This is a genomic window from Pseudomonas sp. BN606 (assembly GCF_029873115.1).
Lineage (GTDB): Bacteria > Pseudomonadota > Gammaproteobacteria > Pseudomonadales > Pseudomonadaceae > Metapseudomonas.
In genome coordinates, this window is sequence record NZ_SSOF01000083.1 from 44,061 (window position 1) to 70,152 (window position 26,092).

Here is a 26,092-nt window from a genome sequence, read left to right on the forward strand (position 1 = left end):
TTGCCTTCCGAAAATCCCCCGCGATTCCCCCGGTCTCACTCAAATACAAAATGCTCGCCCGCCAGTCCCATCACCGTCCCAGTCGGCTTCAGCATGGCCGTCGCGTGCCCTTTGGCGCGAGGTAGCAGGCGGGCGAAGTAGAAGTCGCTGGTGGCCAGTTTGGCGCGGTAGAACTCGGCGGAGTCCGCGCCACCTTCGCGCAGCCGCACGCGGGCCGCGCGCTCTTGCAGGGCCCAGGCATAGGCCAGGGCGGCGTAGCCGGAGTACATCAGGAAGTCGTGGCTGGCGGTGCTCACCAGGTCGCGGTCCTTGCGGGCGCGCAGGGCGATGCGCAGGGTCAGCCAGTTCCATTGCGCGGCCATCCTGAGCAGCACCAGGGCTCGTCCGCGCATGGCGGGTTCGGTCTTCAGCAGTTCGATGGCGAAACGGGCGAGCTCGCCTGTGAAGTCACGCACGGCCTTGCCTTGGGTCATCAGCAGCACCTTGCGGCCCAGCAGGTCAAGGGCCTGGATGCCGGTGGTGCCCTCGTAGAGGGTGGCAATTCGGGCGTCGCGGACGATCTGCTCCATACCGTGTTCTCGGATGTAGCCATGGCCGCCGAACACCTGCATGCCGAGGTTGGCGCTTTCCAGGCCCAGCTCGGTCAGGCAGCCCTTGAGAATCGGCGTGAGGAAACCGAGTTTGTCATCCCAGTGGGCGTACTGCCGTTCGTCCTTGTGCAGGATGCCTTCGATCATGCGGTCGGCGTACTGGGTAGCGAGGTAGACCAGCGCACGGCCACCTTCGGCCACGGTTTTCTGGGTCAGTAGCATGCGTCGTACGTCGCCGTGGACCATCAGTGGGTCGGCGACGGAGTCGGGTTCCTTGGTGCCGGACAGGGCGCGCATGGAGCGGCGTTCGCGGGCGTAGGCGAGGGCACCCTGATAGGCCAGTTCCGCGGTGGCCACGCCCTGGATGGCAGTCCCGATACGGGCGCTGTTCATGAAGGTGAACATACATTCGAGGCCCTTGTTCGCCGGACCGATGAGAAAGCCGGTGGCACCGTCGAAGTTCATCACGCAGGTGCTGGAGGCCTTGATGCCCATTTTCTTCTCCAGCGCCCCGCAGCTCACCCCGTTGCGCTCGCCCAGGCCGCCATCGGTGCCGGGAAGGAACTTGGGCACGATGAACAGGGAGATGCCGCGCGTACCTTTCGGCGCATCCGGCAGTCGGGCGAGCACGATGTGCACGATGTTCTCGGTGAGGTCGTGCTCGCCCGAGGAGATGAAGATCTTGGTGCCGGTCAGGGAATAGCTGCCGTCGGGATTGGCATCGGCGCGGGTCTTCACCTGGCCAAGGTCGGTGCCGCACTGGGGCTCGGTCAGGCACATGGTGCCGCCCCAGCGGCCTTCGGTGAGAGGCACCAGATAGGTCCTTTTCTGTTCCTCGGTGCCGTGCTGCATCAGGGTGTTCATGGCGCCGAGGGAGAGGCCCGGATACATGGAGAACGGCCAGTTGGCGGTGCCGAGCATTTCCTGCTTAAGAGCACCGAGGCTCATCGGCAAGCCCTGGCCGCCGTATTCCACCGGGTGCGAAAGGCCTTGCCAGCCGCCGGCGACATAGGCGTCGTAGGCTTCCTTGAAACCCTTGGGTGTGCGTACCTCGCCGTTTTCCAGGTGGCAACCTTCCTCGTCGCCGCTGTGGTAGAGCGGGGCGATCACTTCTTCGCAGAGCCGTGCGCATTCGCCGAGGATGGCGTCGACCATGTCAGGGGTCGCTTCGCCGCCATTGGCCAGGGCGCGGTAGTGGGCGGGAAAGTCGAAGACTTCGTTGAGCAGGAAGCGCGTGTCGCGCAGCGGGGCTTTGTAGCTGGGCATGGTGACCTCGGCGTGCGTTGATGGCCCGGTTTATACGGGGCAGGCCACGCGAGATCCTTGGCAGCGGCTACGACAGCCTCTGGCAATTGGGACAATCACCTTCGGCCAGCGGGCGTCGAACGGCAGGCTTGGATTGACGATCAGGCAGTTGCGGGTATATACACGTATCCCATGTTGCCGACCCAATGCCTCTGTACCAAGCTGCGCCGCGTCACGCGAAGCGTGACCCGGCTCTACGACGATGCTCTCGAGGGCGTTGGGGTGAACGTCGCCCAGTATTCGCTGTTGAAGAACCTGGCGCGGCTGGATCAGCCCAGCATCACCAGCCTGGCGGAAGCCCTGGGTCTGGATCGCAGCACCCTCGGGCGCAATCTGAAGGTGCTTGAAGGCAAGGGGCTGGTGCACTTGGAGGGCGGTGAGGACCAGCGCAATCGTCTGGTTTCGCTAACCGCTGCCGGGCACGCCAGGCTCGATGAAGCGCTGCGGGCCTGGGAACAGGTACAGGTGCAACTGGGGCAACGCATAGGACTGGAGAAGCGAGCGGCGCTGATGGCGCTGCTGGATGATCTGGAACACATCAGCTGATTCTTTCGATGGAAAGCGGGTATGTACCCGTAAAGGATTTTCTATGACATCGGTATGGCGTACGAGTGGCTGGGTTCTTCTTGGGGCGTCACTGATCCTGGCGCTTTCCCTGGGCATTCGGCATGGCTTTGGCCTGTTCCTGGCGCCGATGAGCAGCGAGTTCGGCTGGGGCCGCGAGGTATTCGCCTTCGCCATCGCCCTGCAGAACCTGATCTGGGGTCTGGCGCAGCCCTTCACCGGGGCTCTGGCCGACCGCTTCGGCGCGGCGAAGACGGTGATCGTGGGCGGCGTGCTCTATGCCTTGGGCCTGGTGCTGATGGGGTTCGCCGATTCGGCCCTGTCGCTGTCGTTCAGTGCCGGTCTGCTCATCGGTATCGGCCTGTCGGGCACCTCCTTCTCGGTGATTCTCGGCGTGGTAGGGCGCGCCGTGCCTGTGGATAAGCGCAGCATGGCGATGGGCATCGCCGCAGCCGCCGGCTCCTTCGGCCAGTTCGCCATGCTGCCCGGCACCCTCGGGTTGATCGGCTGGCTAGGCTGGTCGTCCGCGCTGTTGGCGCTGGGCCTGCTGGTGGCGCTGATCGTGCCGCTGGTAGGGCTACTCAAGGACAATCCGCCGCCGCCCCAGGCCCATGAACAGAGCTTGGGCGAAGCCCTGCGCGAGGCGACATCGCATAGCGGTTTCTGGCTGTTGGCCCTCGGTTTCTTTGTCTGTGGCTTCCAGGTGGTCTTCATCGGCGTGCATCTGCCGGCCTACCTGGTTGACCAACACTTGCCAGCTTCGGTGGGCACCACGGTGCTGGCGCTGGTAGGGCTGTTCAACGTGTTCGGCACTTACATCGCCGGCTGGCTGGGAGGCCGTCACGCCAAACCGAAGCTGCTTACCGGGCTTTACCTGCTGCGTGGCGTGGTGATCGTGGCGTTCGTCTATTCGCCGCTGAGCATTTGGAGCGCCTATGCCTTCGGTATGGCCATGGGGTTGTTGTGGCTGTCTACAGTCCCCCTGACCAATGGCACGGTCGCGACCCTCTTCGGCGTGCGCAACCTGTCCATGCTCGGTGGTATCGTCTTCCTGTTCCACCAGCTCGGCGCCTTCCTCGGCGGTTGGCTGGGTGGCTACCTCTATGACCACACGGGCAGTTATGAACTGGTATGGCAGATTTCCATCTTCCTCAGCCTGCTGGCCGCCGTGCTGAACTGGCCGGTGCGCGAACAGCCGGTGGCGCGCCTTCAACCCGCCGGGGCCGCATGAGCCTGTACCTGGGCTGGGCACTTGGCGCCCTGCTCGCGGGCTCGCTGCTGGCCTTGGGCTGGTGGGGCTGGGAGCAGGGTGGGCTGGCGTTGATGCAGCTGGGCTTCAATTGCTAGGCGCTGCACTTGGCAGTAGCTTAAGCGGATCAATCGACCTGCGCCGGAGTCCGCCATGAAAGCCTCGCCCATCCTCTTCCTGTCGCTTGCCTTGCTCGGCGGCCAGGCCATGGCTGCCGAATGTCCTTCGCTGCTGCAGCACGAGCTGCCGCAACTTCGTTCCAAGAACACCATCGACCTTTGCCAGCGCTTCGCCGGCAGGCCGCTGGTGATCGTCAACACCGCCAGTCACTGCGGTTTCACCCCGCAGTTCAAAGGGCTTGAAGCGCTCTACAAGCGCTATAAGGACCAGGGGCTGGAAGTGCTCGGCGTGCCTTCGGACGACTTCAAGCAAGAAGCCGCCAGTACCGAGGAAACCGCCAAGGTCTGCTACGTCAACTATGGTGTGACGTTCGCCATGACCCAGCCGCAGCACGTCACTGGTGACGAGGCGACACCGCTTTACAAGGAACTGATCGCCCAGTCAGGGCAGAAACCGCGCTGGAACTTCTACAAGTACGTGGTGGATCGCCAGGGCAAGGTGATTGCGCACTTCTCCAGCCTGACCAAGCCCGACGACCCTGATCTGCTGAAGGCCGTGGAGCAGGCGTTGGCAAGCCGGCCGTGATTGGCGAACCATGAAAAAAGCCCGGACAAGTCCGGGCTTTTTTGTGGCGCTGATTCCTGCTTAGAAGCGGTAGGTCAACTGCGCACCCAGGCCGTGGGCACTGTTCTGGAAGGTGGCGCGATAGGCCCCTTTGGAGGCGCTGACCTGATTGATGTCGGCGTCATCTTCCTTCAGGTAGGAGTAGGCCACGTCGACGGTCACGTCGTCGTTGGGGCTCCAGGCGGCGCCCAGGCTGAAGATCTTGCGATCATTGGTCGGGATGCGCGGCGAGCGGTGCTCATTGCGGGCCGGGGACTGGTCGTAGGCGAGACCTGCACGGAGGGTCCACTGTTGGTTCAGCTTGTAGGCCGCACCTACGGCGTAGGACCAGGTATCACGCCAGTCCTGCTCTTCGGTGATGGTGCCGAGGGCCGGTGCCAGCAGTCCGCGAACCCCCTCGTTATCCACCTTGATTTCTTCCAGGCGGCTCCAGCGGGTCCAGGTGCTGCCGGCGTAGAGGGTCCAGGCGTCGTTCAGGTCGTGGGTGACGGAGAAGTCGACCGATTCCGGGGTCTCCAGGTCCAACGAGGCATCGTACTTGCCGGCGGAGCTGGCCAGTACCGGGCCACTGCCGGAAACGGTGGTGTCGCCCTTCAGCTTGTAGTCCACCTTGGAGTGGTAGGTCAGGCCGAAGCGGGTGCGCGGGTCCAGCTCGAAGAGGATGCCAGCGTTGAAGCCCAGCGCGGTGTCGTCGCCCTTGACCTTCACGCGGCCGTCGTTGCGGCCCGGGGACAGCGGGTTGAGCACGGAGGAGGTCAGCTCGCCGTCGATGCGGTTGATGGTGGGGCCGAAGCCGACGGACAGCTGGTCGTTGATGCGATAGCTGACGGTGGGCTGCAGGGTGATCACGCGCACTTCGCTCTTGTCGCCGTAGTAACGGCCGGCGAAACCGGTTTCGTAGTCGGTGATCAGGCCGAAGGGCACGTACATGCCGAGGCCGAAGGTCCAGTTGTCATCGATCGGCTTGACGTAATAGCCCATGGGAACGCCCACGGTGGGAACCATGTCGCCATCGTTGCTGCCACCGAAAGTACCGCGAGCGTCGTCGATATCGGTCTTCGCGAAGATGGCGGCGGCGCCGACGCTGACCTGCTCGCGCTTCAGGCGCGACATGCCGGCGGGGTTGCCGTACACGGTGGTGGCGTCGTCGGCGGAGGACGAACGGCCGGCGAAGGCGGTGCCCATGCCACTCACGCTTTGCTCGTTGAGGGCGAAGCCAGCGGCCAGGCTGTAGCTGGAAGCGGCGCTGACGGCCAGGGCGAGGGCGGTCTTGAGGACTCTGCTTATCACGGTGAACTCCTGATCGGTCGTGCAAAGGGCGGCACGCTAACAGGAATCCACCGGCCTGGCCAGCTTGGAAAAGTACGGCAATAAGTATTGTAAGATTGTCGAACAAAAGGCAAAACGATGGCATTTTCGTCGATCGTGCAGAGCGCTTGGTACGCTTGTTCCTGACTGGTTGGTCAATGATCAGGCGACCTGGCAGAGCCCTCCGACATGGCGCTGCCAGGCGTCGATGAACTCCCGTGGACTGCCGTCGGGCTGGAAGACCTGGCGCCAGATCATCGCCATGCCGATCAGGTCATCTGCGGCGGGAAGTACTAGAACGGTCGATTCCACCAGCATCCAGGCGATAGCAGTGGCGTAGCGCAGGTTGACGATCAGTTCCAGGTGCGGAGCGGTGAGAAAGGCATGCTGGCTCGCCAACCCGCGTACCTGGCTGGCGAGTTCCGGGTCATGGGCCAGGTGCTGGTCCCAGAGTTGCTGGTGGCGTTCGTCGCTGATGCGGTAGAGGCCGCGTCCCGCACCGCAGTCCAGGGCAGCGCCGAGGGCGGATTGGCAGGCGGCGGCGCCCAGCAGCAGGCTTTCGGCGGTGGGGGAGGGGCGCTGCAGGTAGAGCAGCGTCGGTCGTATCACATGCTGGCGGAGATCGCTGGCGGCAATTCCCATATGGCCCTCGCGAAAGGTGCCGGCGGGGCCGGGGCGTTTTGGCAGCTTCTCATCGTTCTAGGAAAGAGCCCCACCGGGAGCGGAGTTAGCCGCTCGATTTGAAGTCTAGTGCGATATTCCTGCTGTAAAGGCCTGTTTTTAAACTGTTTCAGGCTTCTGGTTATTGTCTATATAGCTGCCTGTGATTAAAAAACATCCAGCGCACAAGGGCCGCCAGGTCCCTTGTGCGCTGGCATTCAGGGCTTATTCGCCAGTGGCCAGCGGCCGCGAAGGCTGAGTGATCCACTCGCTCCAGGAGCCGGCGTAGAGCCGTGCGAGAGGGTAACCGGCGAGGCTCAAGGCGAAGAGGTTGTGGCAGGCAGTGACGCCAGAGCCGCAATAGGCCACCAACTCGTCCAGTGGACGATCACCGATCAGGGTGGCGAAGCGCTGCTTGAGGGCGTCGGCCGGGAGGAAGCGACCATCGCTGCCGAGGTTATCGGTGAAGGCGGCGCACTGGGCGCCCGGAATATGGCCGGCGACCGGGTCGATGGGCTCCACTTCTCCCTTGAAGCGGGGTAGCGCGCGGGCGTCCAGCAGGGTCAGATTCGCATTGCCCAGGCGCTGCTGGAGGTCGTCGGCGTCGACCAGCAGGCTGGCGTCGGGTTGCCCGGAGAAAGTGCCGGCCTGCGCCGTTGGTGTTACGGCGGTCAGCGGCAGTTCTGCATCTCGCCAGGCCTTGAGGCCGCCATCCAGGAGGAATACGCCGTCGCGTTTGCCCAGCCAGGCCAGTAGCCACCAGGCGCGCGCGGCGAATGCGCCGGGGCCGTCGTCGTAAAGCACGATGGTGCTGTCGGCAGCGATGCCCCAGTCGCGCAGTTTTCCGGCCAGAGCCGTCGGGTCCGGCAGCGGATGGCGGCCGGTCACGCCACGGATCACTGGGCTGGAAAGGTCACGTTCCAGGTCGGCGAAGCGGGCCTTGGGAATGTGGCTCTCGTTGTAGCTGCGCTGGCCGTAGGCCGGATCGTCGAGGGAGAAGCGGCAGTCGAGGATGATCAGGCCCGGTTCATCCTGGCGGGCACTGAGTTGGGCAGGGCTGATGAGCTGTGCGAGCGACATGGCGGGTTCCTTGTCGTGACCATTGTTGTGGCAAGCATCATAAGGACGCCCGCACTGGCTGTCGCGCGCTATTGGCGGCGGCGCGGAGCCCGCGCCGCCCGCGGGGTCAACGGCAGATGGCGCGAAGACGCTGGAAGCCAGCGTCAAGGTCGGCGATCAGGTCGTCCGGATGCTCCAGGCCGATGTGCAGGCGTATCAGCGGGCCGTCGGCCTTCCAGGTCGTCGCGCTGCGATGGGCGCTGGGATTGGTCAGCAGGATGAGGCTCTCGAAGCCGCCCCAGCTGAAGCCCATGCCGAACAGGTTCATGCCGTCGAGCATGGCGCGCACGGCTTGCTCTGGCATCGCCTTTAACATCACTCCGAAGAGACCGCAGGCGCCGCTGAAGTCGCGTTTCCACAGCTCATGGCCGGGGGCGCCGGGTAGGGCGGGATAGAGGATGCGTTCCACTTCCGGCTGCTCGGCCAGCCACTGCGCGACCTTTTCCGCGTTGCGCTGGTGGCGTTCCAGGCGCGTGGACAGGGTACGCAGGCCGCGCAGGGCAAGGTAGGCATCGTCGGCGCTGACCGACAGGCCGAGCTGCTTGTAGAAGCCGCGCACCTGGGGGAACAGCGCCTCGGTGGTCATGATTACGCCCATCAGCACGTCCGAGTGGCCGACGATGTACTTGGTGGCGGCGTGGATGGAGATGTCTACGCCGTGCTTGAAGGAAGCGAAGTGCACCGGGGTGCCCCAGGTGTTGTCGAGCATCACCAGGGCACCGTGGGTATGGGCGACCTCGGCTATGGCCGGCACATCCTGTACCTCGAAGGTCAGGGAGCCAGGAGATTCGAGGAACACCACACGGGTATTCGGACGGATCAGCTCGGCTATGCCGCCGCCGATCAGCGGGTCGTAGTAGGTGGTCTCGATGCCGAAGCGCTTCAGGGTTTCGTCGCAGAAGGCGCGAGTCGGGTCGTACACCGAATCGGTCATCAGCAGGTGGTCGCCGGGCTTGAGGGTCGCCAGCAGGGCGGTGGTAAGGGCGCTCAGGCCGCTGGGGGTGAGCATTGCCCCGAAGGCGCCTTCCAGGCCCGCCAGGGCATGTTCCAGGGAGCGGGTGGTGGGGTTGCCATGGCGTCCGTAGGTATTGAGGGTGCCGCTCTGCGCGTGCAGGGCTTCCACGGTGGGGAAGAGCAGCGTGGAGGCGCGATAGACCGGTGTATTGACGGTGCCGCCGACCCGGCCCCGTTCGCGACCTTCATGGGCCAGGAGTGTTTCAAGGTGCAGCTTGCGGTCGTCCACCTGGTGTTTCCTCTGATTCCGGATAGCGAAAAGTATGCGCCTGCCTGGCGATGGCGGCGTCTGGAGTGGAAGAAAGATTACGGGTGGGGGCGGGGAAATTCTTTGCTTTGATTTGCGAGAGTAGGTTTTTGTGTAGGAAATAAATCTACAAAGTAGGAGAATTTGGAAAAATATTTCCTGCCATGCATCCGGATCGGGAAGGCAACCTTCGTTCTACAGCGCCAGGTGGCCGAGCGGCAGTGCCGTGGTGTGCTTGATCACTTCCATGGCGAAGCCGGAGCTGACGTCGGATAGGTCCGCGACGCGGATCAGGCGCTTATATACCGCGTCGTAACCCTTGATGTCCGGTACCACGATTTTCAGCAGGTAGTCGACATCGCCGGTCATGCGGTAGATCTCGACGATCTCGGGAATGTCGCGGGTGCCTTCGATGAATTGTCGGGTCCAGTCGTCGCTGTGGCGGCTGGTGCGGATAGTGACGAATACCGTGACCCCTAGGTTGAGCCGCTCGGCATCGCAGAGCGTCACCTGTTTACGGATTACCCCGTCCTCACGCAGTTTCTGCAGGCGTCGCCAGCAGGGCGTGGGGGAAAGATTCACCGCTTCGGCGAGCTCCGCAAGGGAGATGGAGGCGTCCTGCTGCAGGAGTTCGATGATCTGCAGGTCTTTCTTGTCCATGGGGGCGGGTCCGTGGCGGAGGCGTTTGGTCAGGAGGCTGGCGTGCCAAGTGTGTCGAAACGATGACAATCGGCATCATAAGGTCACCCGCGCATGAAGTCGCCCGGGGAGAAGATGGGAGAGCTAAATGCCAAGCCTGCAAATTCTGAGTGAACGTGCCTCGCTGATCCGCCGTCTGGGCGTGATCCTGGGGACTCTTTCGGTGGTCTTCTACTACTGCTGCCTTGTGCTGATGCGCGCGCCGCTGGGGCGCCTCGACCGCGCCTGTGTGGACCGCTATACCCGTGCCATGTCACGCCTGCTTCTGCGCCTGGTGCGCATGGACCTGTCGGTGCACGGCGCGATACCTGATTTCAATGATGGCCGCCGCTATCTGGTTCTTTGCAGCCATTCCAGCCATTACGACATTCCGGCCAGCTTCGTCGCGCTGCCGGGGTCGATCCGCATGCTGGCGAAGAAGGAACTGTTCCGCATTCCCTTCCTCGGCCCGGCCATGCGTGCGGCGGAATTCCCCTCCATCGATCGGCACAACCGGCGCCAGGCCCTGGCTGATCTGGCCACCGCTCGGCAGATGATGGAAAGCGGCATCGTCCTCTGGGCTGCGCCCGAGGGCACCCGATCCGCCGATGGCCGTCTGCTGAAGTTCAAGAAGGGCTGCTTCCATCTGGCGCTGGATACCGATGCGGTGATCATTCCCGTGTCCATCCGCGGCATCCACCGCGTGCTGCCGGCCCGCACCTTCCGCCTGAACCTTGGGCAGAAGGTGGAAGTGCACGTGGGCGAGCCCATCGATGCCAGCCGGTACGGCCCGGAGCGGCTCGGTGAGCTGATGGCCGAGACTCGCGAGCGGATGGAGGGGTTGCTGGGGCAGCAGCTCGGTGACGCCACGAATCCTGACGGGGTGACTTCTTATCCACCTCCGGCGCGAACCTTGTAGGAGCTGGCTCGCCAGCGAAACGGGGTCATTCGCTGGCAAGCCAGCTCCTACGGGCAATGCAGCTGCTTGCAATATGCAATGCAGACATAGCCATTTCATTCGCCAAGCAGTGCAAGGCTCGCCTCGGTGTTCAACGAATCTTCAATTTCCCGATCCGGTCATTGTCGAGGCTGCCGAAATACAGGTAGTCCCCCACCGGCTTGACCGACGTCACCATGCGCAGGTGGGTGCCGCTGGTGTCGTGCAGGCTATGGACGATCTCGCCCTTCTCGTTCAGTTGGATAGCGAAACCGTAGGACACCGGTTTGGGCCAGAACATGCGCGGCAGCTTGGCGATCTGCGCCTTCAGCCAGGGCTGGGTATGGAGGAAGTCGGCATCGGACTTGCGCGGGGTGGGCAGGGCGACCCAGAAGGTGCCTTGGTGATCACCTTGCAGGTTGTCCGGAAGGCCCGGCAGGTTGTCGATGAACACGTCATGGGTGCCGGCCTTCTCGCCGCTCAGCCAGTAGCGGGTGATGCGATAGCGATAGGTTTCGTTGACCAGCACGAAGTCCTCGTTGGCGGACAGCGCCACGCCGTTGGCGAAGTACAGGTCCTTGAGCAGCACTTCGGTGTTGCCTGTGGCCGGGTCGAAGCGCATCAGCCGGCCGTGGGGGCGGGCCTCGAGCAGGTCGAGCAGGTAGTCCGGTTGCTGGAACTTGCTGGAGGCGTCGGTGAAGTAGATGCGGCCGTCCTGGGCGATATCCAGGTCGTCGGTGAAGCGGAACGGCACGCCTTCGGCCTCGGTGGTCAGCACGCTGATCTTGCCTTGCGGGTCGATGCGCAGCAGGCCCTTGTAAGCGTCGCCGACGATCAGGTTTCCGGTTGCGTCGAAGTCCATGCCCAGGGGGCGGCCGCCGGTTTCGGCGAAAGTTTCGATCTCGCCCTTGTCGCTGATACGCACGATGCGGCCGTCATGCAGGCCGGCATAGAGGCGTCCCTGGGGATCGATGGCGGTGTCCTCCGGGCCATGAATCTGACCCTGGGCAATGAGCTCGGCCTTCATCAGTGTGTCGTTGGGTTCCAGTACGCCGGTCATGGTCGGTGCCTTGGGGGCCTCCCATGCCTGCGGATCGATGGGGGAGGGGGTAATCGCGAGATAGACCGTCAGGGCGACGATCAGCAGGGCGAACACGCCCAGCAGCTTCTTCATCTTCTTGTATCCATTGAGGTGGGATGGCGGCCGGAGCCTTGTTCTTCTGCGCGGGCTTTTTTAGCAGTCGTCTGCCACAGGCGCCAGGGCTGAATGTTGCCGCATTAGACAGAGCGCAGTTGACAGTGCCGGGGCCGCCTGCGCAGTATCTGGCCCTCGCTGCACTCACCCGAGCATTCAATGCCTGCCATCGCCTTCTTCGCCGCTTCTGCCCTGGTCTTCCCGGCCCAGGCGTCGGCTATTGGCGTTGCCGCAGGTAAATCGAAGAAACAGTCGCTCATTTGACCGGGGCGCGCTGTCCCGTCAGATGGGCTGACAGGACAGTAGGCGCGAAGTAGGTCGATCCTCCCTCGAATTTCCTCCCTGTATCCCTCCGACGGTGACTTTGACGGTCAGCCAATGGAGATCTGCAATGCCTGTGTTTTCTGGAATCTGGGTTGCCCTGGTAACCCCCTTCAACGATGGCGCCATCGACTTTCCGGCCTTGCGCCGCCTGGCCCGGCATCTTCTGGGCGAAGGCGTCGCCGGTCTGGTGGCCTGCGGCACCACGGGAGAGGCGGCCGCGCTGTCGAAGGTGGAGCAACTGGCGGTGCTGGATACGCTGCTGGAAGAAGTGCCTGGTGACCGACTGGTAATGGGGATGGCAGGAAACAACCTGGCGGAGGTTCTCGAGTTCCAGAGCGAGGTGCAACGGCGGCCAATCGCCGGCGTGCTGGTTCCGGCGCCTTATTACATCCGTCCATCCCAGGACGGCTTGTTGGCCTGGTTCGGTGCCATCGCCGATGCCTCGACCGTGCCGGTGATCCTCTACGACATTCCCTATCGCACCGGCGTGCGCATGGAGCTGGCGACCCTGCGCCAACTCGCCCGCCATCCCCGCGTGGCAGCCATCAAGGATTGCGGCGGCAACCCGGAAACCACCCAAGCGCTGATCGCCGATGGCGAGCTGGACGTGCTGACGGGCGAAGACGGGCAGATCTTCACCACCCTTTGCATGGGCGGCCGCGGTGCGATCTGCGCATCGGCGCATATCCATCCGCGACAGTTCGTGCACATGGCCGAATGTATAGGCAAGGGTGAACTCGAGGCCGCGCGCGCGATCTTCCAGAAATTGCAGCCGCTGATTCGCCTGGCCTTCGCCGAGCCGAATCCGGCGCCGGTGAAAAGCCTGCTGGCGATTCAGGGGTTGATCCAGGATGAGTTGCGCCTGCCCATGCAGCGCAGTTCCGAAGCCTTGCGCCAACGCCTCGGCGCCGAGCTGGCCTAGGCGTTTGCCCGCCCCGCGCAAATGGCAGCGGCGGGGCGGGGGCGATGCAAGGCGCGAAGCGAGCACGCTGCGCGATATATACTGCGCGCCACTGATTCAAGGAGAGCCCTGTGGCCATCGACATTATCTGGATCCGCGACGACGCTGCGCTGGCCAAACACTGCGCCGAGTGGCGGCGCCTGCCCTTCGTGGCCCTGGACACCGAGTTCATGCGGGTCGACACCTTCTATCCCAAGGCCGGCCTGGTGCAGATCGGTGACAGCGAGCGGGCGTACCTGGTCGACCCATTGCTGATTCGGGACTGGTCGCCTTTCGCCGAGCTGCTGGAAGATCAGGCGGTGCTCAAGGTGCTGCACGCCTGCAGCGAGGACCTGGAAGTCTTCCTGCGCCTGACCGGTGCCATGCCGCAGCCTCTGCTGGATACACAACTGGCTGCCGGCTATCTCGGCATCGGTTATTCCATGGGCTATTCGCGTCTGGTGCAGGCGGTGCTCGGCATCGACCTGCCCAAGGACGAAACCCGTTCCGACTGGCTGCAGCGACCGCTCACCGACATGCAGGTGCGCTATGCCGCCGAGGACGTGCAGCACCTGGCCGAGCTCTATGCCGCCCTGAAGCCGCGCCTGACCGAGCCCAAGCGTGACTGGGTGCTGGAGGATGGTGCCGAACTGGTGGCCAACCTGCGTCGAGAAATCCTTCCTGAAGAGCTCTATCGCGAGGCCAAGCTGGCGTGGAAGCTCTCCCGCGCCCAACTGGCCGTACTTCGCGAGCTCTGCGCCTGGCGCGAGATCGAGGCCCGCCTGCGCGACCAGCCGCGCAACCGGATCCTGCGCGAGCACAGCCTATGGCCGCTGGCGCGCTTCCAGCCGGACAACCTCGTGGCGCTGGCGCGAATCGACGACATGCACCCGCGTACCGTGCGCCAGGACGGCAATACGCTGCTCAAACTGATCCGCGATGCCGCCGAGACACCGCCTGACCAGTGGCCCGAGGCACTGCCCGAGCCGTTGCCGCCCGAGGCTTCGGCGCTGCTGAAAACGCTGCGCGCTGTCGGCCAGGCCGAGGCAGAGCGCCTGGGGATGGCTCCTGAACTCATGCTGCGCAAGAAACACCTGGAGGCCCTGTTGAAAACCGGCTTCCCCAACGGCCCCTATACCCTGCCTGAAGGGCTGCGTGGCTGGCGCCGTGAGCTGATGGGCCAGGCCCTGCTGGATACCCTGGCCGCGGCCGGCCAATGAACCTTTCCGCCGTGCCTCTCGCACGGCCTGCCCCACGAGCCCGATCATGAAACGTATCTGCTCCATCTACAAAAGCCCGCGCAAGAACGAGATGTACCTCTATGTCGACAAGCGTGAAGCCCTGAGCCGCGTGCCCGAAGGTCTGCTCACCGCCTTTGGCGCCCCGCAGCACACCTTCGACCTGGTGCTCAGCCCCGAGCGCCAACTGGCCCGTGAAGACATCGGCAAGGTGCTGGAGAACATCGAGAAGCAGGGCTATCACTTGCAGATGCCGCCGGCCCAGGATGAGTACATCGAGCACCTGCCGGAAGAACTCCTGCGGATGAACGACCCCATCTGATGAAGATCCTCATCGCCGAATCCGAGTTCGCCCTCTACGCCGACCTGCTGCGCACCGAGTCCGGTCTGCAGCTTCACGGCGGCAGCGAGGTGGAGCGCCTGCAGGACGCCGCGCGCGAGTGCACGGTGTGGCTGGGCGAGCCCGACCTGATGGCTGAGCTTCTGCGCAAGGGCTGCAAGCCGGAGTGGATGCAATCCACCTGGGCCGGCATCACCCCGCTGCTGGCCACCGACCTGCCCACGGATTATCGGCTGACCCGTGCCGTTGGCATCTTCGGCCAGGTCATGGCCGAGTACGTGCTCACCTACCTTCTTGCTCACCAGCGGCAGCTCTTCTCGCGGGTTGCCGCACAAACCGAGAAGCGCTGGGACAACCGCCTGCCACGCAGCCTGGAGGGCAAGCGGGTGCTGATCGTCGGTGCGGGGGACATCGGGCAGAGCGTTGCCGGGTTCCTCGAACCCTTCGGCATCGAACTGCATGGCATCGCCCGCGAGCCGCGCCAGTTCGAACCTTTCGAACGGGTCTCCGGCATGGAGGCACTGGCCGAGCAGGTGGCCTGGGCCGACTGCGTGGTCAACCTGCTGCCCGACACCCCGGCTACCCGTGACATCTACGACGCCAGAATCTTCGCCTGCATGCAGCCGACCGCGTTGTTCATCAACGCCGGACGTGGTGTGGCGGTCGTTGACCATGACCTGGTGGCGGCGCTGGAGGCCGGCCAACTGGCCGGGGCGGTGATCGACGTCTGCCGCGAAGAACCCTTGCCCGCCTGGCATCCGTTCTGGGGCGCGCCCAACCTGCTGGTCACCGGCCACAGCTCTGCACCGACGCTGCCCAGTGCCATGGCCCGGCTGTTCGTCGAGAACCTCAGCCGCTATCGCTCCGGCGCGACCCTGCGCGGACAAGTCAACTTCGAGCGCGGCTACTGACGAGCCGCGCGTCAGCTCTGCTTGGCCGACACCCTGGACGCGACTAGAATACCGCCCCCCGAACCAACCCCCCCGCATACCATGGCCGCCAAAGTCGAACCCTTCTGGAAGCGCAAGACCCTCGAACAGCTCGATCAGGAGGAGTGGGAATCCCTCTGCGATGGCTGTGGCCTGTGCTGCCTGCAGAAGCTCGAAGACGAGGACGACGGCAGCGTCTACTACACGCGTATCGCCTGCAAGTTGCTGGATCTCAATACCTGCCGCTGCACCGACTACGCTAATCGTCGTCAGTTCGTTGCCGACTGCATCCAGCTCACCCCGGCCCAGGCCGACGAGTTCCGCTGGTTGCCGCCCACTTGCGGTTACCGCCTGGTGGCCGAGGGCAAGGACCTGCCGCCGTGGCACCACCTGATCTGCAATGACCCCGAAGCGGTGCACAAGGCAGGTATTTCCCAATCCGGTCGCATGCTGAGCGAAAGCAGCGTGGCGGAGGATGATTGGGAGGACTACCTGATTTTCCGCGCCGGCTAGCAGGCGGTTGAAAACGGGCCGACTCGCTCACTTTTTCAATGAGCCGCCGGGCCGGTCACGGATCAAACCGCCGTCTTTCGAGTCTCAGGGACTGACCGTCACACCCACCAAGGAAGCCATCCTCGATGTCCGCCCGTTCCCAGCTTCTGCTGTCCACCGTCCTGCTGACCCTGAGCGCCCCGTTGTGGGCGGCCAAGAAGGTCGATCTCGACTATCAGGTTCGCTTCTTGCCCGAGAGCGACCAGGCCGAAGTCAGCCTGGTGCTGGAGAAGGGCGACGGCGTGCGTGGACTGCGTTTCGACCTGGGTGACAAGGGCTACTACAGCGACTTCAAGGCCAGCGGCGACTGGAGCCAGGAAGACCCCGGCCATGGCACCTGGATACCCGGAAAGGGCAAGGCCAGCCTGAGCTACAAGGTACGCATCAGCCATCCTCGTGGCGACGGCCGCTTCGATGCCCGCATGACCCCCGACTGGGCGCTGCTGCGTGGCGACGACCTGGTGCCTGCCGCACGCCTGGACCTGGCGGACGGCGTCGACTTGGTGGCGCGCCTGCAGTTCGATCTGCCCAAGGACTGGGAATCGGTGGAAACCGGTTGGCCGCGCATCGGCAAGAACCGTTTCCGCATCGACAACCCCGAGCGCATGCTCGACCGTCCCACCGGCTGGATCCTGGCCGGCAAGCTGGGAAGCCGCCGCGCCACGCTGGGCAATACCGACGTCACCGTGAGCGCTCCGGTGGGCGAGGGCATGCGGCGCATGGACATCCTGACGATGCTGACCTTCGTCTGGCCCCATGCCCAGGAAGTTTTCCCCCGCGAGCCGGGCAAGTTGCTGATCGTCGGCGCCAACGACCCCATGTGGCGTGGCGGCCTGTCGGCACCCAACTCGTTATTCATGCACTCGGCGCGTCCGCTGGTGAGCGAGAACGGCACCAGTTCGCTGGTGCATGAACTGGTGCACGTACTTAGCCGCATAAGCGATACCGACCGCAGCGACTGGATCAGCGAAGGCGTGGCCGAGTACTACGCCATCGAACTGATGCGCCGCGCTGGCGGCCTGGGCGACGATCGCTACGAAGCCATTCGCAAGCAACTGCGCCAGTGGAGCAAGAAAGTAGACAGCCTGCGCGGCGAACATGCCAGCGGCCCGGTCACCGCACGCGCCGTCCTGCTGCTTCAGGACCTGGACAAGGAAATCCGCCTGCGCACCGACGGCCAGCGTTCCATGGACGATGTCGCCCGTGGCCTGATGCGCCTGGACAAGGCCAGCACCAAGGACTTCATCGAGATCAGCGAGAACATCATGGGCGGCGCGTCGGACGTGCTGGATACCAAACTGTTGCGTTGATTGTTGCTTTACATCGTGGGAGCGAATTCATTCGCGAATGGCCGTGCTTGGCGCAGCCTGTATCGCGAATGAATTCGCTCCCACAAGCGCCCCCTCGCGGGATGCCTATATCTCCCCCCGTCGACCGCTCAATAGTTCCAGAATGGCGGCCGCCGTCGCCTCGGACGATGCCGGGTTCTGCCCGGTGATCAGGTTTCCGTCGGTGACCACATGGGGCTGCCAATCCGCCACCTTGGAGTAATGGCCGCCTTTCTCCTTCAGCGCGTCCTCCAACAGGAAGGGCACTACCTCGGCCAGGCCAACGGCGGTTTCCTCGGAGTTTGCGAAGCCGGTTACCGCGTTGCCCTGTACCAGCGGCGCGCCGTCCGGTGCCTTGGCATTCAGCAGTACGGCCGGCGCGTGGCACACGGCACCCACCGGCTTGCCGGCGGCGTAGAAGCTTTCGACCAGCACGATGGAATGGAGGTCGTCCACCAGGTCCCACATCGGGCCATGGCCGCCAGGATAGAAGAGGGCGTCGTAGTCAGCCGGCGCCAGCCCGGCAAGCATGTGGGTATTGGCCAGCGCACGGCGCGCTTCGTCATCCTCGCGGAAGCGATGGGTCGCTTCAGTCTGCGCCTCCGGGTCGTCGCTCTTCGGGTCCAGTGGTGGCTGCCCGCCCCTGGGCGAGGCCAGTACCACCTCGGCGCCCGCGTCGCGAAATGCGAAGTAGGGCGCGGCGAACTCCTCCAGCCAGAATCCGGTCTTCTTGCCGGTATTGCCCAACTGGTCGTGGGAGGTCAGTACCATCAGGATCTTCATCGTGATCTCCTTGTGGACTCGGTTACGAACGGCCCAGCGGGCTATTCCTCGCGCTTCAACAGGTCGCCAATGTCGGCGAATGCCTTGTAGGTGGCACGCGGCCCTTGCCGCGCACCGGGTTTCTCATCGTTTTGCCACTGCTGGTCGGTGTAGCGGGCGTGCTCGTTGTCATGGCAGTAGAGACAGAGCAGCTCCCAGTTCGAACCATCGGGCGGGTTGTTGTCATGGTTGTGATCGCGGTGATGCACCGTTAGTTCGGAGAGGCGCTTGCCACTGAACTCGCGACCGCAGCGGCCGCATACCCAGGGGAACAGCTTCAGTGCCTGCTCGCGATAGCTGTGTTCGCGCCGTTTGCGCTCGTCGGCGAGCAGCTTGTCCAGCTTGTTTGCTGAGGGGGGCGTACTCATCGCCAGCTCCTGTGCCTGCATCTGAGAAAAGTCTAGTTCCGGGCGCGGTCGATCGCCGACAGCCCGTCGCATGGGGGAACACCCCGGCGTGCGGGGATTAGACTGATCAGGGTGATGAGCAGGAGGCCGGCACGATGATCCGTTCCCGAGTTCCACTACTGCTGGCGCTGGCCCTGATGACCGGTGCGGCAACGGCACAGAACCCACCTCTGCTGCGGGCGCCGCTGCAGGCGCCGGCAGGGGCGCCCGGTACCGTCAGTCCGCAGCCTTATCCCCAGGTGGTGCCGCGCGCGGTTACCAGCCCCGCGCCGCAGAGTGGCAGCCCGCAGATGATGAAGCGGCCGGACCAGGAACAGCGCCTGCGCGAATCCATGGAACAGCGCGATCAGTCGATCCCGGTGCTGGAGCAGCAACTGGAACGCAACTCCAGGGGACTGGGCACCGGCACAGGTAATCCCTGATTACTGCGGGAGCAGGCCAAGCACCTTCAGCAGGAACGCATATTCCAGCGCAACATCGCGTAGCGCCTGGTAGCGGCCGCTCATTCCGCCATGTCCGGCACCAAGGTCGGTCTTGAGCAGCAGGGGGTTGCCGTCGGTCTTAGACGCGCGCAGGCGGGCGACCCACTTGGCCGCTTCCCAGTACTGCACGCGGCTGTCGTTATAGCCAGCCACCACCAGCATCGCCGGATACGCCTGGGCGCGAACGTTCTCGTAGGGCGCGTAGCTCTTGATGCGCGCGTATACCTCCGGCTCATTCGGGTCGCCCCATTCGTCGTACTCGGTCACTGTCAGCGGCAGATCGGGGTTCTGCATGGTGTTGAGGACGTCGACGAAGGGGACTTCGGCGATGGCCGCGCCGAACAGGTCGGCGCGCAGGTTGAGCACGGCGCCGATCAGCAGGCCGCCAGCGCTGCCGCCGCTGACCGCCAGTTGTGCCGGGGTTGTGTAGCCCTCGGCGATCAGGTGCTCAGCGCAGGCGATGAAGTCGCCAAAGGTATTGGCCTTGTGTTCCAGCTTGCCGGCGCGGTACCAGGCCTCGCCCAGTTCGCCTCCGCCGCGCACATGGGCGATGGCAAAGACGAAGCCGCGTTCCAGAAGGCTGAGGCGCGCATGGGAGAACCAGGGATCGAGGCTTTCGCCGTAGGCGCCGTAGCCATAGAGGTAGAGCGGGGCGGGCATGCCCAGGCTGTCGCGGCGGGCAACCAGGCTGATGGGAATGCGTGTGCCGTCCGCCGCCGTGGCCCAGAGACGCTGGCTGACGTAGGCGTCCGCATCGAAGGGACCCTCTACCGGCGTTTCCTTGAGCACCACCTGCGCTCCACTGGCCAGGTCAAGCTGGCGGACCTGGGCTGGGCGATTCAGTGCCTCATAACGCAGACGAATCACCGGGCTGTCGAACTCCAGTGTGTCCTGTACGTAGAGGCTGTAGGCGGCGTCCGGCAGTTGTAGTGGGTAGGGTGCGCCGCCTTCAGGGTGCACCTGGATCAATGGCAGGCCACCTTCACGCAGGCTGAGGGTGTAACCACCGGCATTCAGGCTGACGCCTTCCAGCATGCGTGTTTCGTCGTGGGCGATCAGTTCCTGCCAGTGGCTGCGGGCGGGCGCGGCCTCCGACGCCTTGTACAGGGCGAAGTTGATGCCGGTCTGGTTGCTGCGGATCAGCCAGGTCCACTGTCCGTCCAGCTTGCCGTGGTCCGCGTAGTACTCGTGGTCCTCTTCGCGGGGTGCCAGGCAGGTCCAGGCACCGTTCGGGGTATCGGCATCCAGCACCCAGGTTTCGCTGGTGGTCTTGCTGTTCAGCAGCAGGATCAACTGGCGCTCGGAGCTGGCGCGATAGCAGTGCAGGAAGAAGCGCCCGTCGCCCTCCTCGAAGACCTGCTCGGCGCTGGCTTCACCCAGGCGGTGGCGGTGCAGGCGATGCGGTCGGTGGGTTTCGTCCAGTTCGCCGAAGAACAGCGTGGCGCTGTCGTTGGCCCAGGTCATGCTGCCGTCGCACTGCTCGAAGGGCAGTGCGGTCACTTCTCCCGTACTCAGGTCCTTGACGAACAGTTGGTAGATTTCGTCGCCGCTGGTATCCAGGCTGTAGGCCAGGCGCGAATGATCCGGGCTGACGCTGAAGGCGCCGAGCGAAAGGAACCCGCCGTTCGCCAGCAGGTTCGGGTCCAGCAGCAATTCCTCGGCATCTTCGTCCAGGATCAGCGAGCCGTCCGCTGGACGCGGACAGCGGTAGTGACGGGGGTACTCGTCGCCAGCGGTGGTGCGCTGATAGTAGAGCCAGGGGCCCCAGGGCACTGGTAGCGACAGGTCGGTCTCGCGGATGCGACCCTTGATTTCCTGGAACAGCGCTTCGCGCAGATCCTTCTGTTCGGCCAGCTCGGTTTCCAGCCAGGCGTTCTCTGCTTCGAGGTGGGCGAGTACGTCGGGCGCGTCGCGTTCCTCCAGCCAGCGGTAGGGGTCGTCACCGGGTTCGATACGGGCGATGGGGGCTTGGGGCATGGGCACTCTCGAGGGCAGGCGGTACGGCGACGGCAGGAGCGCCGGAACCGCGAAAAGCGTTTATCATAAGCGCCCTTTTGCCAGCCTTGCCACGGACGCCAATGACTGAAAACGACTACCTGCTCGCCTGGGCCGCCTACGGAGTCGCCGCGCTCGGCTGTCTGCTGGTCTGGTTTCGCCTTACCGGCTGGATGTGGCGCTGGCTGCGCGAGCCGCTGCGCCTATTGGTAGCGGTGTTGCTGCTGACACCGACCATCGTCGACCCGGCCAAGGACCTGTTCGCCCCGGCTGTGGCCATCACTGCGCTCGACGTGGTCTTCAAGGTCGGCAACAACGCCTGGAAGGCGACCCTCGACCTGACCATGTACAGCATCATTGCCCTGGCCTTGTACCTGGTATTCGCCGGTATCCGCTGGCCCATCGAGAACAAGCTCAAGGCGCGCCGCGCCGAGCGAGAAGCCGCCCAGCAGGCCGCTGACGAGCCGACCTTGCGTGAGGTGATGCGCGATAGCCGACCTGACGCGGACACCCGCCTCGACCAGAATGGCGACCGCCGACTGCGCATCGAGCCCCGCCTCTGACCTGCCGGACCTTGCGACTCGGCCACAGGGCGTTCAGCATGGGCCACCCCGGCCTGGAGCGCTCTGATCGACTTCCCGGCCCGGGAAGTATTTCCAATCCCCAGAACGCCTGACGCCAGAGTCCTGAACCATGTGCGAATTGCTCGGCATGAGCGCCAACGTCCCCACCGATATCGTTTTCAGCTTCACCGGCCTGATGCAGCGCGGCGGCGGCACCGGCCCGCACCGCGATGGCTGGGGCATCGGATTCTATGAAGGACGAGGCCTGCGCCTGTTCCAGGACCCGTCGGCGAGCGTGGAGTCCGAAGTGGCGCGCCTGGTGCAGCGCTACCCGATCAAGAGCGAAACGGTGATCGGCCACATCCGCCAGGCCAACGTTGGCAAGGTCTGTCTGTCCAATACCCATCCCTTCGTGCGTGAACTCTGGGGGCGCAACTGGTGCTTTGCGCATAACGGCCAATTGGCCGGTTTCGAACCGCCAAAGGGCTTTTACTGTGCAGTGGGGGATACCGATAGCGAAGCCGCCTTTTGCGACCTTCTGAACCGCGTGCGCGGTGCTTTCCCCGAGCCGGTGATGGCGGAAATTCTCCTGCCGGTGCTGATCCAGGCATGCTTCGAGTATCGCCAGAAAGGCGTATTCAACTGTCTGCTCAGTGACGGCGACTGGCTGTTCAGCTTCTGCTCCACCAAGCTCGCCCACATCACCCGCCGAGCGCCCTTCGGTCCGGCACGCCTGAAGGACGCCGACCTGATCGTGGACTTCCAGGCCGAAACCACGCCCAACGACGTGGTCACGGTGATCGCCACCGAGCCCCTGACCGACAACGAAACCTGGAACATCTACCAGCCGGGCGAGTGGATCCTCTGGCGCCGTGGCGAGATCGTCACCCAGGGCCGGGCCTGACGCGGAGAATCAGGGAATGTTGCGAAGCTACCTGCGACTGGTCCTCTTCACTCTCGGCCTGCTGATCGGCGTACAAGTGCCAGGTTTCATCGATGACTACGCCAAGCGCGTTGACGCCCATCGACTGGAGGCGGAACAGGGGCTCAAGGGGTTCCGCGAGACCGCACAGCGCTTTTTCCAGGGCGACCTCAACGTCCTGGTGGAGCATTACCGCGCAAGCACGGACGAGGTCATGCGTAGCGATGCCGACAGCGTCGCCCACCTTGTAGCTCGCAATGACCTCATGCAACGGGAATGGCAGGCTCTGCAAGGCCCATGGTACCAGCGCGCCTGGCATGTCCTGGCCACTGCAAACCCCGAACTGCGTCAGGAAACCCTCGCGGTCTACAGCTACCAACTCCTGCTCAAGCCCGAAGCCATTGCCTGGGGCCTCAGCTCTGGAGTGCTGCTGGCCTGGGTGGTGGAAAGCATCCTGCTGCTCATCGGTGCCGCAGCCGGTGTGGGCCGCAACAGGAAGGTGCAGCAGCGGCACAGGCTCTGAGCCCTGCACACATTCGGACGATGGGAGCGATTTGAATCGCGAATGAGTTCGCTCCCGCTGCCAGCATGTAGCGGTAGGGTGGACTGCGCACCACCCGTCCACCATTCGAGGCCCGCTGTGGCGCTGCTGGTTGCGGGCTTGTCCCTTCCGACAAGCAAAGGTCAACGCTGCATCGGCTGACTAATGCCGGTGGTCGCCTGTACACAATGCGAACAAGGCGAATTCGTAGATGATTCCCAATTTGATTTAATATGCCCGTCCTTTAGATTGAGGCCAGCCTTTCATGGATGCTCTCTCGCATGCCTATGACCGTCTGGCCGAATGGGTGATCGACCCGGTCGTCCAGCAATTCGCCGGCATCTTCGACCTGAATGGCCGCTTCGGCGTGCTGTTCCTCGGCATTTCGTACTGCATCGCCTATGCGCTGTTCCGCTTCAGGAAGCACCGTGGCCTTACCAAGGCGAACTCCTTCTGGCAGTTCATCGGCGGTCGCCAGGTGTACTTCCACCGCTCGGCGCTGCTCGACTACCGCTACTACTTCGTCCGCGGCATCCTCAAGGTCGCCGTGGTCCTACCCATAGTCGGGCTGGTCGACCCGCTCATACTCCGTTCTGGAGACTACGTCGCCTTCTTTACCAACCTCTGGGGGGCGCGCCCGCAACTGGGCGAGAACCTCGGGCTTTCCCTGCTCTTCGGGCTGGGCGTATTCCTGGTGAAGGATTTCGTGCACTACTGGGCTCACCGGGCCTTTCATTCCCGTTGGCTCTGGGCCTTCCACAAGGTTCACCACTCGGCGCCCGTGCTGGTGCCGGCGACGGCGAGCCGCGTCCACTTCGTTGAGAAGATTGTCGAGAAAGTGGCCACCGGCGTGGTCCTGGGCGTCTACATTGGCGCCTTCTGGTACACCTGCGGCGGCGAGATCAGCCGCTACACCTTGTTTGGCGTCACCTACCTGGTGTTCATCTGCAATGCCTTGGCGGCGAATCTGCGTCACAGCCACGTCTGGCTGTCGTTCGGTCCCGTGGTCGAGCATGTGCTGAACAGCCCGGCCCAGCACCAGATCCACCACAGCGACGCGCCCCGGCATTTCAACAAGAATTTCGGCACCAACCTGTCGATCTGGGACTGGATGTTCGGCACGCTCTACGTCACCACCTCCAGGCCTGAGGATCTTCGCTTCGGCACCCTGGAAAAGGACCACGACCGCTACCTGACGATCTACAGCCTGATCGTTACTCCATTCGTGGATACCGCGCGCAGGCTCGCGAGGGCGAAGCGCCCGCAGCGATCTCCGCTGCGCAATGGCTGAGCCGGGGCGACGCCTTTGGCTGACTCCGCTGGGCTCCCGCGTTGCTCAAGACTCGCGACTATGGGCCGAGGCAGCCAGTTGACCGGTGTCCACCCGGACGAATACGGAATCGCCAACGGCGGTCAGCAACTCTCCCGCATAAACCTCGCAGATCACCCGGGTCTTGCGGCCCGCTTCGCCCTCCAGCCGGGCGCGCAGCAGCAGCGGCACGCCCATGGGCGTCGGCTTGATGAACTTGATGCCGAGATTGCCGGTGACGCACTCGATGCGCGGCAGGCTACCGGGCTCGCGGCCCTCGGCGCGGTAGTGGTAGGCCATGGCGGTCCAGTTGGAGTGGCAGTCCACCAACATGGCGATCAGCCCGCCATACACCAGGTCCGGCCAGCCACAGTACTTGGCATCCGGCATGTGTTCGGCCACGACGTGTACGCCGTCCTCGTGCCAGTGGCTCTTGATTTGCAGTCCATGATGATTGCGACCGCCGCAGCCATAGCAGACGCCGTCCGGCGCGGCGGTGTCCTGCAGGGAGATGTCTTGCATGATCGACTCGTTTCGAAGGAATACGCGCCAAGCCTAGCGGCTTTGGCAACAAAGCAGAACGGGCCCCGCAGGGCCCGTTGCTCATTTGGACAGAAACTTCATCCCGTCCTCCAACCCCTGCAGGGTCAGTGGGAACATCTGCTCGTTGATCAGTTCGCGGACGATGTTGGTGGAGGAGGTGTAGTTCCAGGTGTCTTTGGGGTAGGGGTTGATCCAGATGAGCTTCTTGTATTTCTCCATGAAGCGTTTCATCCAGACGTAGCCCGGCTCTTCGTTCCAATGTTCGACGCTGCCGCCGGCCTGGGTGATTTCGTAAGGGGCCATGGCGGCGTCGCCGACGAAAACCACTTTGTAGTCGGGACCGTACTTGTGCAGCAGGTCGAGGGTGGAGGTGCGCTCGGAGGTGCGACGCAGGTTGTTTTTCCACACTGACTCGTAGATGAAGTTGTGGAAGTAGAAGTACTCCAGGTGCTTGAACTCGGTCTTGCAGGCGGAGAACAGTTCTTCGCAGACCTTCACGTGGGCGTCCATGGAGCCGCCGATATCCAGCAGGAGCAGCAGCTTCACAGTATTGCGGCGTTCCGGGCGCATCTGGATGTTAAGCAGGCCGGCATCCTTCGCGGTGTGGTCGATGGTGCCTTCCAGGTCCAGTTCTTCTGCCGCACCTTCGCGGGCGAACTTGCGCAGGCGGCGAAGGGCGACCTTGATGTTGCGGGTACCGAGTTCCACTTGGTCGTCGAGGTTCTTGTACTCACGCTGATCCCAGACTTTGACGGCCTTGCCCTGGCGCTTGCCGGCATCGCCCACGCGAATGCCTTCGGGGTTGAAGCCGCCGGAGCCAAAGGGGCTGGTACCGCCGGTGCCGATCCACTTGTTGCCGCCGGCATGGCGTTCCTTCTGCTCTTCCAGACGCTTCTTGAACTCTTCGATCAGCTTGTCGAGGCCGCCCAGGGTCTGGATTTGCGCCTTTTCCTCGTCGGTCAGCATGCGTTCGAACTCCTTGCGCAGCCATTCCTCGGGAATCAGCGCCTGGAGGTAGTCGTCGAGCTTTTCCAGGCCTTTGAAGTAGGCACTGAAGGCTCGGTCGAACTTGTCGAAATGGCGTTCGTCCTTGACCAGCACCGTGCGGGCGAGGAAGTAGAACTCGTCCATGTCGGCGAATACCACGTTGTGCTTCAACGCGTTGATCAGATCCAGCAGCTCGCGGACCGAGACCGGCACCTTGGCTGCACGCATTTCGTTGAACAGGTTGAGCAGCATGGCTGCAC

At 63.8% G+C, this 26,092-nt stretch carries 27 protein-coding genes; 15 read left to right on the top strand and 12 right to left on the bottom strand.

Translation table 11 applies throughout. The features are described from left to right. Positions 1-35 precede the first annotated feature (35 nt). Positions 36-1,856 (bottom strand): acyl-CoA dehydrogenase C-terminal domain-containing protein, encoded by a 1,821-nt coding sequence (locus E8E75_RS26290; protein ID WP_153917951.1) that lies wholly within the window; start codon positions 1,854-1,856, stop codon positions 36-38. A gap of 171 nt (positions 1,857-2,027) precedes the next feature. Between E8E75_RS26290 and E8E75_RS26295 the strand changes: the two genes are divergently transcribed. The 3 genes from E8E75_RS26295 to E8E75_RS26305 all read left to right on the top strand — a co-directional run bounded on the left by E8E75_RS26295 (position 2,028) and on the right by E8E75_RS26305 (position 4,413). Then, entirely contained in the window at positions 2,028-2,441 is a 414-nt protein-coding gene (locus E8E75_RS26295; RefSeq protein ID WP_153917953.1) for a MarR family winged helix-turn-helix transcriptional regulator, read from the top strand. A gap of 43 nt (positions 2,442-2,484) precedes the next feature. Beyond that, positions 2,485-3,690, top strand: coding sequence for an MFS transporter (locus E8E75_RS26300; RefSeq protein ID WP_120651977.1), 1,206 nt, complete (start codon positions 2,485-2,487; stop codon positions 3,688-3,690). A 171-nt stretch (positions 3,691-3,861) separates the two neighbouring features. After that, complete coding sequence (locus tag E8E75_RS26305) at positions 3,862-4,413, top strand: redoxin domain-containing protein (RefSeq protein WP_153917955.1); 552 nt, start codon at positions 3,862-3,864, stop codon at positions 4,411-4,413. Between the two features lie 60 nt (positions 4,414-4,473). On the opposite strand, the gene E8E75_RS26310 is transcribed toward E8E75_RS26305, so the two are convergent. The 5 genes from E8E75_RS26310 to E8E75_RS26330 form a co-directional block, all read right to left on the bottom strand. Then, the gene (locus E8E75_RS26310; protein ID WP_280359905.1) at positions 4,474-5,742 is read right to left on the bottom strand and encodes an outer membrane protein transport protein; all 1,269 of its coding nucleotides are present in this window, start codon (positions 5,740-5,742) and stop codon (positions 4,474-4,476) included. A gap of 180 nt (positions 5,743-5,922) precedes the next feature. After that, positions 5,923-6,402 carry a hypothetical protein gene (locus E8E75_RS26315; protein ID WP_120651971.1) on the bottom strand — a complete coding sequence of 160 codons (480 nt, stop codon included), beginning with the start codon at positions 6,400-6,402 and terminating at the stop codon, positions 5,923-5,925. 243 nt (positions 6,403-6,645) lie between these two features. After that, positions 6,646-7,500, bottom strand: a complete 855-nt coding sequence (locus E8E75_RS26320; protein ID WP_120651969.1) for a sulfurtransferase — start codon at positions 7,498-7,500, stop codon at positions 6,646-6,648. 106 nt (positions 7,501-7,606) lie between these two features. Next, positions 7,607-8,782: a cystathionine beta-lyase gene (gene metC, locus E8E75_RS26325; RefSeq protein ID WP_280359906.1), complete on the bottom strand. Its 1,176-nt coding sequence runs from the start codon at positions 8,780-8,782 to the stop codon at positions 7,607-7,609. A gap of 213 nt (positions 8,783-8,995) precedes the next feature. Beyond that, positions 8,996-9,460: an Lrp/AsnC family transcriptional regulator gene (locus tag E8E75_RS26330; RefSeq protein ID WP_120651965.1), complete on the bottom strand. Its 465-nt coding sequence runs from the start codon at positions 9,458-9,460 to the stop codon at positions 8,996-8,998. 127 nt (positions 9,461-9,587) lie between these two features. Between E8E75_RS26330 and E8E75_RS26335 the strand changes: the two genes are divergently transcribed. Beyond that, a complete protein-coding gene (locus E8E75_RS26335; RefSeq protein WP_120651964.1) occupies positions 9,588-10,397 on the top strand; it encodes a lysophospholipid acyltransferase family protein in 810 nt (269 codons plus the stop codon). A 130-nt stretch (positions 10,398-10,527) separates the two neighbouring features. On the opposite strand, the gene E8E75_RS26340 is transcribed toward E8E75_RS26335, so the two are convergent. Continuing rightward, positions 10,528-11,589, bottom strand: a complete 1,062-nt coding sequence (locus tag E8E75_RS26340) for an SMP-30/gluconolactonase/LRE family protein (protein WP_120651962.1) — start codon at positions 11,587-11,589, stop codon at positions 10,528-10,530. A gap of 412 nt (positions 11,590-12,001) precedes the next feature. Between E8E75_RS26340 and dapA the strand changes: the two genes are divergently transcribed. The 6 genes from dapA to E8E75_RS26370 all read left to right on the top strand — a co-directional run bounded on the left by dapA (position 12,002) and on the right by E8E75_RS26370 (position 17,243). Beyond that, complete coding sequence (gene dapA / locus E8E75_RS26345; protein ID WP_120651960.1) at positions 12,002-12,856, top strand: 4-hydroxy-tetrahydrodipicolinate synthase; 855 nt, start codon at positions 12,002-12,004, stop codon at positions 12,854-12,856. Positions 12,857-12,966: 110 nt separating this feature from the next. Then, entirely contained in the window at positions 12,967-14,094 is a 1,128-nt protein-coding gene (rnd, locus tag E8E75_RS26350; RefSeq protein ID WP_120651958.1) for a ribonuclease D, read from the top strand. A gap of 46 nt (positions 14,095-14,140) precedes the next feature. Further along, entirely contained in the window at positions 14,141-14,434 is a 294-nt protein-coding gene (locus E8E75_RS26355; RefSeq protein WP_120651956.1) for a YcgL domain-containing protein, read from the top strand. Continuing rightward, the gene (locus E8E75_RS26360) at positions 14,434-15,363 is read left to right on the top strand and encodes a D-2-hydroxyacid dehydrogenase (protein WP_153917957.1); all 930 of its coding nucleotides are present in this window, start codon (positions 14,434-14,436) and stop codon (positions 15,361-15,363) included. The genes E8E75_RS26355 and E8E75_RS26360 overlap by 1 nt, the downstream gene beginning before the upstream one ends. 81 nt (positions 15,364-15,444) lie before the next feature. Continuing rightward, positions 15,445-15,894 (top strand): YcgN family cysteine cluster protein, encoded by a 450-nt coding sequence (locus E8E75_RS26365; protein ID WP_120651953.1) that lies wholly within the window; start codon positions 15,445-15,447, stop codon positions 15,892-15,894. A 125-nt stretch (positions 15,895-16,019) separates the two neighbouring features. Continuing rightward, positions 16,020-17,243 carry a hypothetical protein gene (locus tag E8E75_RS26370; RefSeq protein ID WP_153917961.1) on the top strand — a complete coding sequence of 408 codons (1,224 nt, stop codon included), beginning with the start codon at positions 16,020-16,022 and terminating at the stop codon, positions 17,241-17,243. A gap of 105 nt (positions 17,244-17,348) precedes the next feature. Here E8E75_RS26370 and E8E75_RS26375 read toward each other — a convergent pair whose 3' ends face one another. Together E8E75_RS26375 and E8E75_RS26380 are read right to left on the bottom strand one after the other, a co-directional pair. Continuing rightward, a complete protein-coding gene (locus E8E75_RS26375) occupies positions 17,349-18,044 on the bottom strand; it encodes a type 1 glutamine amidotransferase domain-containing protein (RefSeq protein WP_120651949.1) in 696 nt (231 codons plus the stop codon). A gap of 41 nt (positions 18,045-18,085) precedes the next feature. Further along, positions 18,086-18,457, bottom strand: a complete 372-nt coding sequence (locus E8E75_RS26380) for a YajD family HNH nuclease (RefSeq protein WP_162945896.1) — start codon at positions 18,455-18,457, stop codon at positions 18,086-18,088. 128 nt (positions 18,458-18,585) lie between these two features. Here E8E75_RS26380 and E8E75_RS26385 point away from each other — a divergent pair, with 128 nt between their 5' ends. Beyond that, a complete protein-coding gene (locus E8E75_RS26385; RefSeq protein WP_153917963.1) occupies positions 18,586-18,912 on the top strand; it encodes a hypothetical protein in 327 nt (108 codons plus the stop codon). On the opposite strand, the gene E8E75_RS26390 is transcribed toward E8E75_RS26385, so the two are convergent. After that, the gene (locus E8E75_RS26390) at positions 18,913-20,955 is read right to left on the bottom strand and encodes a S9 family peptidase (protein WP_280359909.1); all 2,043 of its coding nucleotides are present in this window, start codon (positions 20,953-20,955) and stop codon (positions 18,913-18,915) included. It lies immediately after the preceding gene. 95 nt (positions 20,956-21,050) lie between these two features. Here E8E75_RS26390 and E8E75_RS26395 point away from each other — a divergent pair, with 95 nt between their 5' ends. From E8E75_RS26395 to E8E75_RS26410, 4 genes are all read left to right on the top strand, one after another. Continuing rightward, positions 21,051-21,530 (top strand): MFS transporter, encoded by a 480-nt coding sequence (locus E8E75_RS26395; protein ID WP_120651928.1) that lies wholly within the window; start codon positions 21,051-21,053, stop codon positions 21,528-21,530. Positions 21,531-21,660: 130 nt separating this feature from the next. Beyond that, on the top strand, positions 21,661-22,434 hold the full coding sequence (locus E8E75_RS26400; protein ID WP_120651927.1) for a class II glutamine amidotransferase: 774 nt from the start codon (positions 21,661-21,663) through the stop codon (positions 22,432-22,434). A 16-nt stretch (positions 22,435-22,450) separates the two neighbouring features. Then, entirely contained in the window at positions 22,451-22,975 is a 525-nt protein-coding gene (locus E8E75_RS26405; protein WP_153917967.1) for a DUF2937 family protein, read from the top strand. Positions 22,976-23,258: 283 nt separating this feature from the next. Then, positions 23,259-24,284 (top strand): sterol desaturase family protein, encoded by a 1,026-nt coding sequence (locus E8E75_RS26410; RefSeq protein WP_120651923.1) that lies wholly within the window; start codon positions 23,259-23,261, stop codon positions 24,282-24,284. A gap of 45 nt (positions 24,285-24,329) precedes the next feature. On the opposite strand, the gene E8E75_RS26415 is transcribed toward E8E75_RS26410, so the two are convergent. Then, positions 24,330-24,824, bottom strand: a complete 495-nt coding sequence (locus E8E75_RS26415) for a PaaI family thioesterase (protein ID WP_120651921.1) — start codon at positions 24,822-24,824, stop codon at positions 24,330-24,332. An 81-nt stretch (positions 24,825-24,905) separates the two neighbouring features. After that, a complete protein-coding gene (locus tag E8E75_RS26420; RefSeq protein WP_120651919.1) occupies positions 24,906-26,084 on the bottom strand; it encodes a VWA domain-containing protein in 1,179 nt (392 codons plus the stop codon). Positions 26,085-26,092: the final 8 nt, after the last annotated feature.

Bases quoted from the DNA above. Each gene is read 5' to 3' on its own strand.
- E8E75_RS26290 (WP_153917951.1), bottom strand. From the start codon at position 1,856: ATGCCCAGCTACAAAGCCCCGCTGCGCGACACGCGCTTCCTGCTCAAC.
- E8E75_RS26295 (WP_153917953.1), top strand. From the start codon at position 2,028: ATGTTGCCGACCCAATGCCTCTGTACCAAGCTGCGCCGCGTCACGCGA.
- E8E75_RS26300 (WP_120651977.1), top strand. From the start codon at position 2,485: ATGACATCGGTATGGCGTACGAGTGGCTGGGTTCTTCTTGGGGCGTCA.
- E8E75_RS26305 (WP_153917955.1), top strand. From the start codon at position 3,862: ATGAAAGCCTCGCCCATCCTCTTCCTGTCGCTTGCCTTGCTCGGCGGC.
- E8E75_RS26315 (WP_120651971.1), bottom strand. From the start codon at position 6,402: ATGGGAATTGCCGCCAGCGATCTCCGCCAGCATGTGATACGACCGACG.
- E8E75_RS26320 (WP_120651969.1), bottom strand. From the start codon at position 7,500: ATGTCGCTCGCACAGCTCATCAGCCCTGCCCAACTCAGTGCCCGCCAG.
- E8E75_RS26330 (WP_120651965.1), bottom strand. From the start codon at position 9,460: ATGGACAAGAAAGACCTGCAGATCATCGAACTCCTGCAGCAGGACGCC.
- E8E75_RS26335 (WP_120651964.1), top strand. From the start codon at position 9,588: ATGCCAAGCCTGCAAATTCTGAGTGAACGTGCCTCGCTGATCCGCCGT.
- E8E75_RS26340 (WP_120651962.1), bottom strand. From the start codon at position 11,589: ATGAAGAAGCTGCTGGGCGTGTTCGCCCTGCTGATCGTCGCCCTGACG.
- dapA (WP_120651960.1), top strand. From the start codon at position 12,002: ATGCCTGTGTTTTCTGGAATCTGGGTTGCCCTGGTAACCCCCTTCAAC.
- E8E75_RS26355 (WP_120651956.1), top strand. From the start codon at position 14,141: ATGAAACGTATCTGCTCCATCTACAAAAGCCCGCGCAAGAACGAGATG.
- E8E75_RS26360 (WP_153917957.1), top strand. From the start codon at position 14,434: ATGAAGATCCTCATCGCCGAATCCGAGTTCGCCCTCTACGCCGACCTG.
- E8E75_RS26365 (WP_120651953.1), top strand. From the start codon at position 15,445: ATGGCCGCCAAAGTCGAACCCTTCTGGAAGCGCAAGACCCTCGAACAG.
- E8E75_RS26370 (WP_153917961.1), top strand. From the start codon at position 16,020: ATGTCCGCCCGTTCCCAGCTTCTGCTGTCCACCGTCCTGCTGACCCTG.
- E8E75_RS26375 (WP_120651949.1), bottom strand. From the start codon at position 18,044: ATGAAGATCCTGATGGTACTGACCTCCCACGACCAGTTGGGCAATACC.
- E8E75_RS26385 (WP_153917963.1), top strand. From the start codon at position 18,586: ATGATCCGTTCCCGAGTTCCACTACTGCTGGCGCTGGCCCTGATGACC.
- E8E75_RS26395 (WP_120651928.1), top strand. From the start codon at position 21,051: ATGACTGAAAACGACTACCTGCTCGCCTGGGCCGCCTACGGAGTCGCC.
- E8E75_RS26400 (WP_120651927.1), top strand. From the start codon at position 21,661: ATGTGCGAATTGCTCGGCATGAGCGCCAACGTCCCCACCGATATCGTT.
- E8E75_RS26405 (WP_153917967.1), top strand. From the start codon at position 22,451: ATGTTGCGAAGCTACCTGCGACTGGTCCTCTTCACTCTCGGCCTGCTG.
- E8E75_RS26410 (WP_120651923.1), top strand. From the start codon at position 23,259: ATGGATGCTCTCTCGCATGCCTATGACCGTCTGGCCGAATGGGTGATC.
- E8E75_RS26415 (WP_120651921.1), bottom strand. From the start codon at position 24,824: ATGCAAGACATCTCCCTGCAGGACACCGCCGCGCCGGACGGCGTCTGC.
- E8E75_RS26420 (WP_120651919.1), bottom strand. From the start codon at position 26,084: ATGCTGCTCAACCTGTTCAACGAAATGCGTGCAGCCAAGGTGCCGGTC.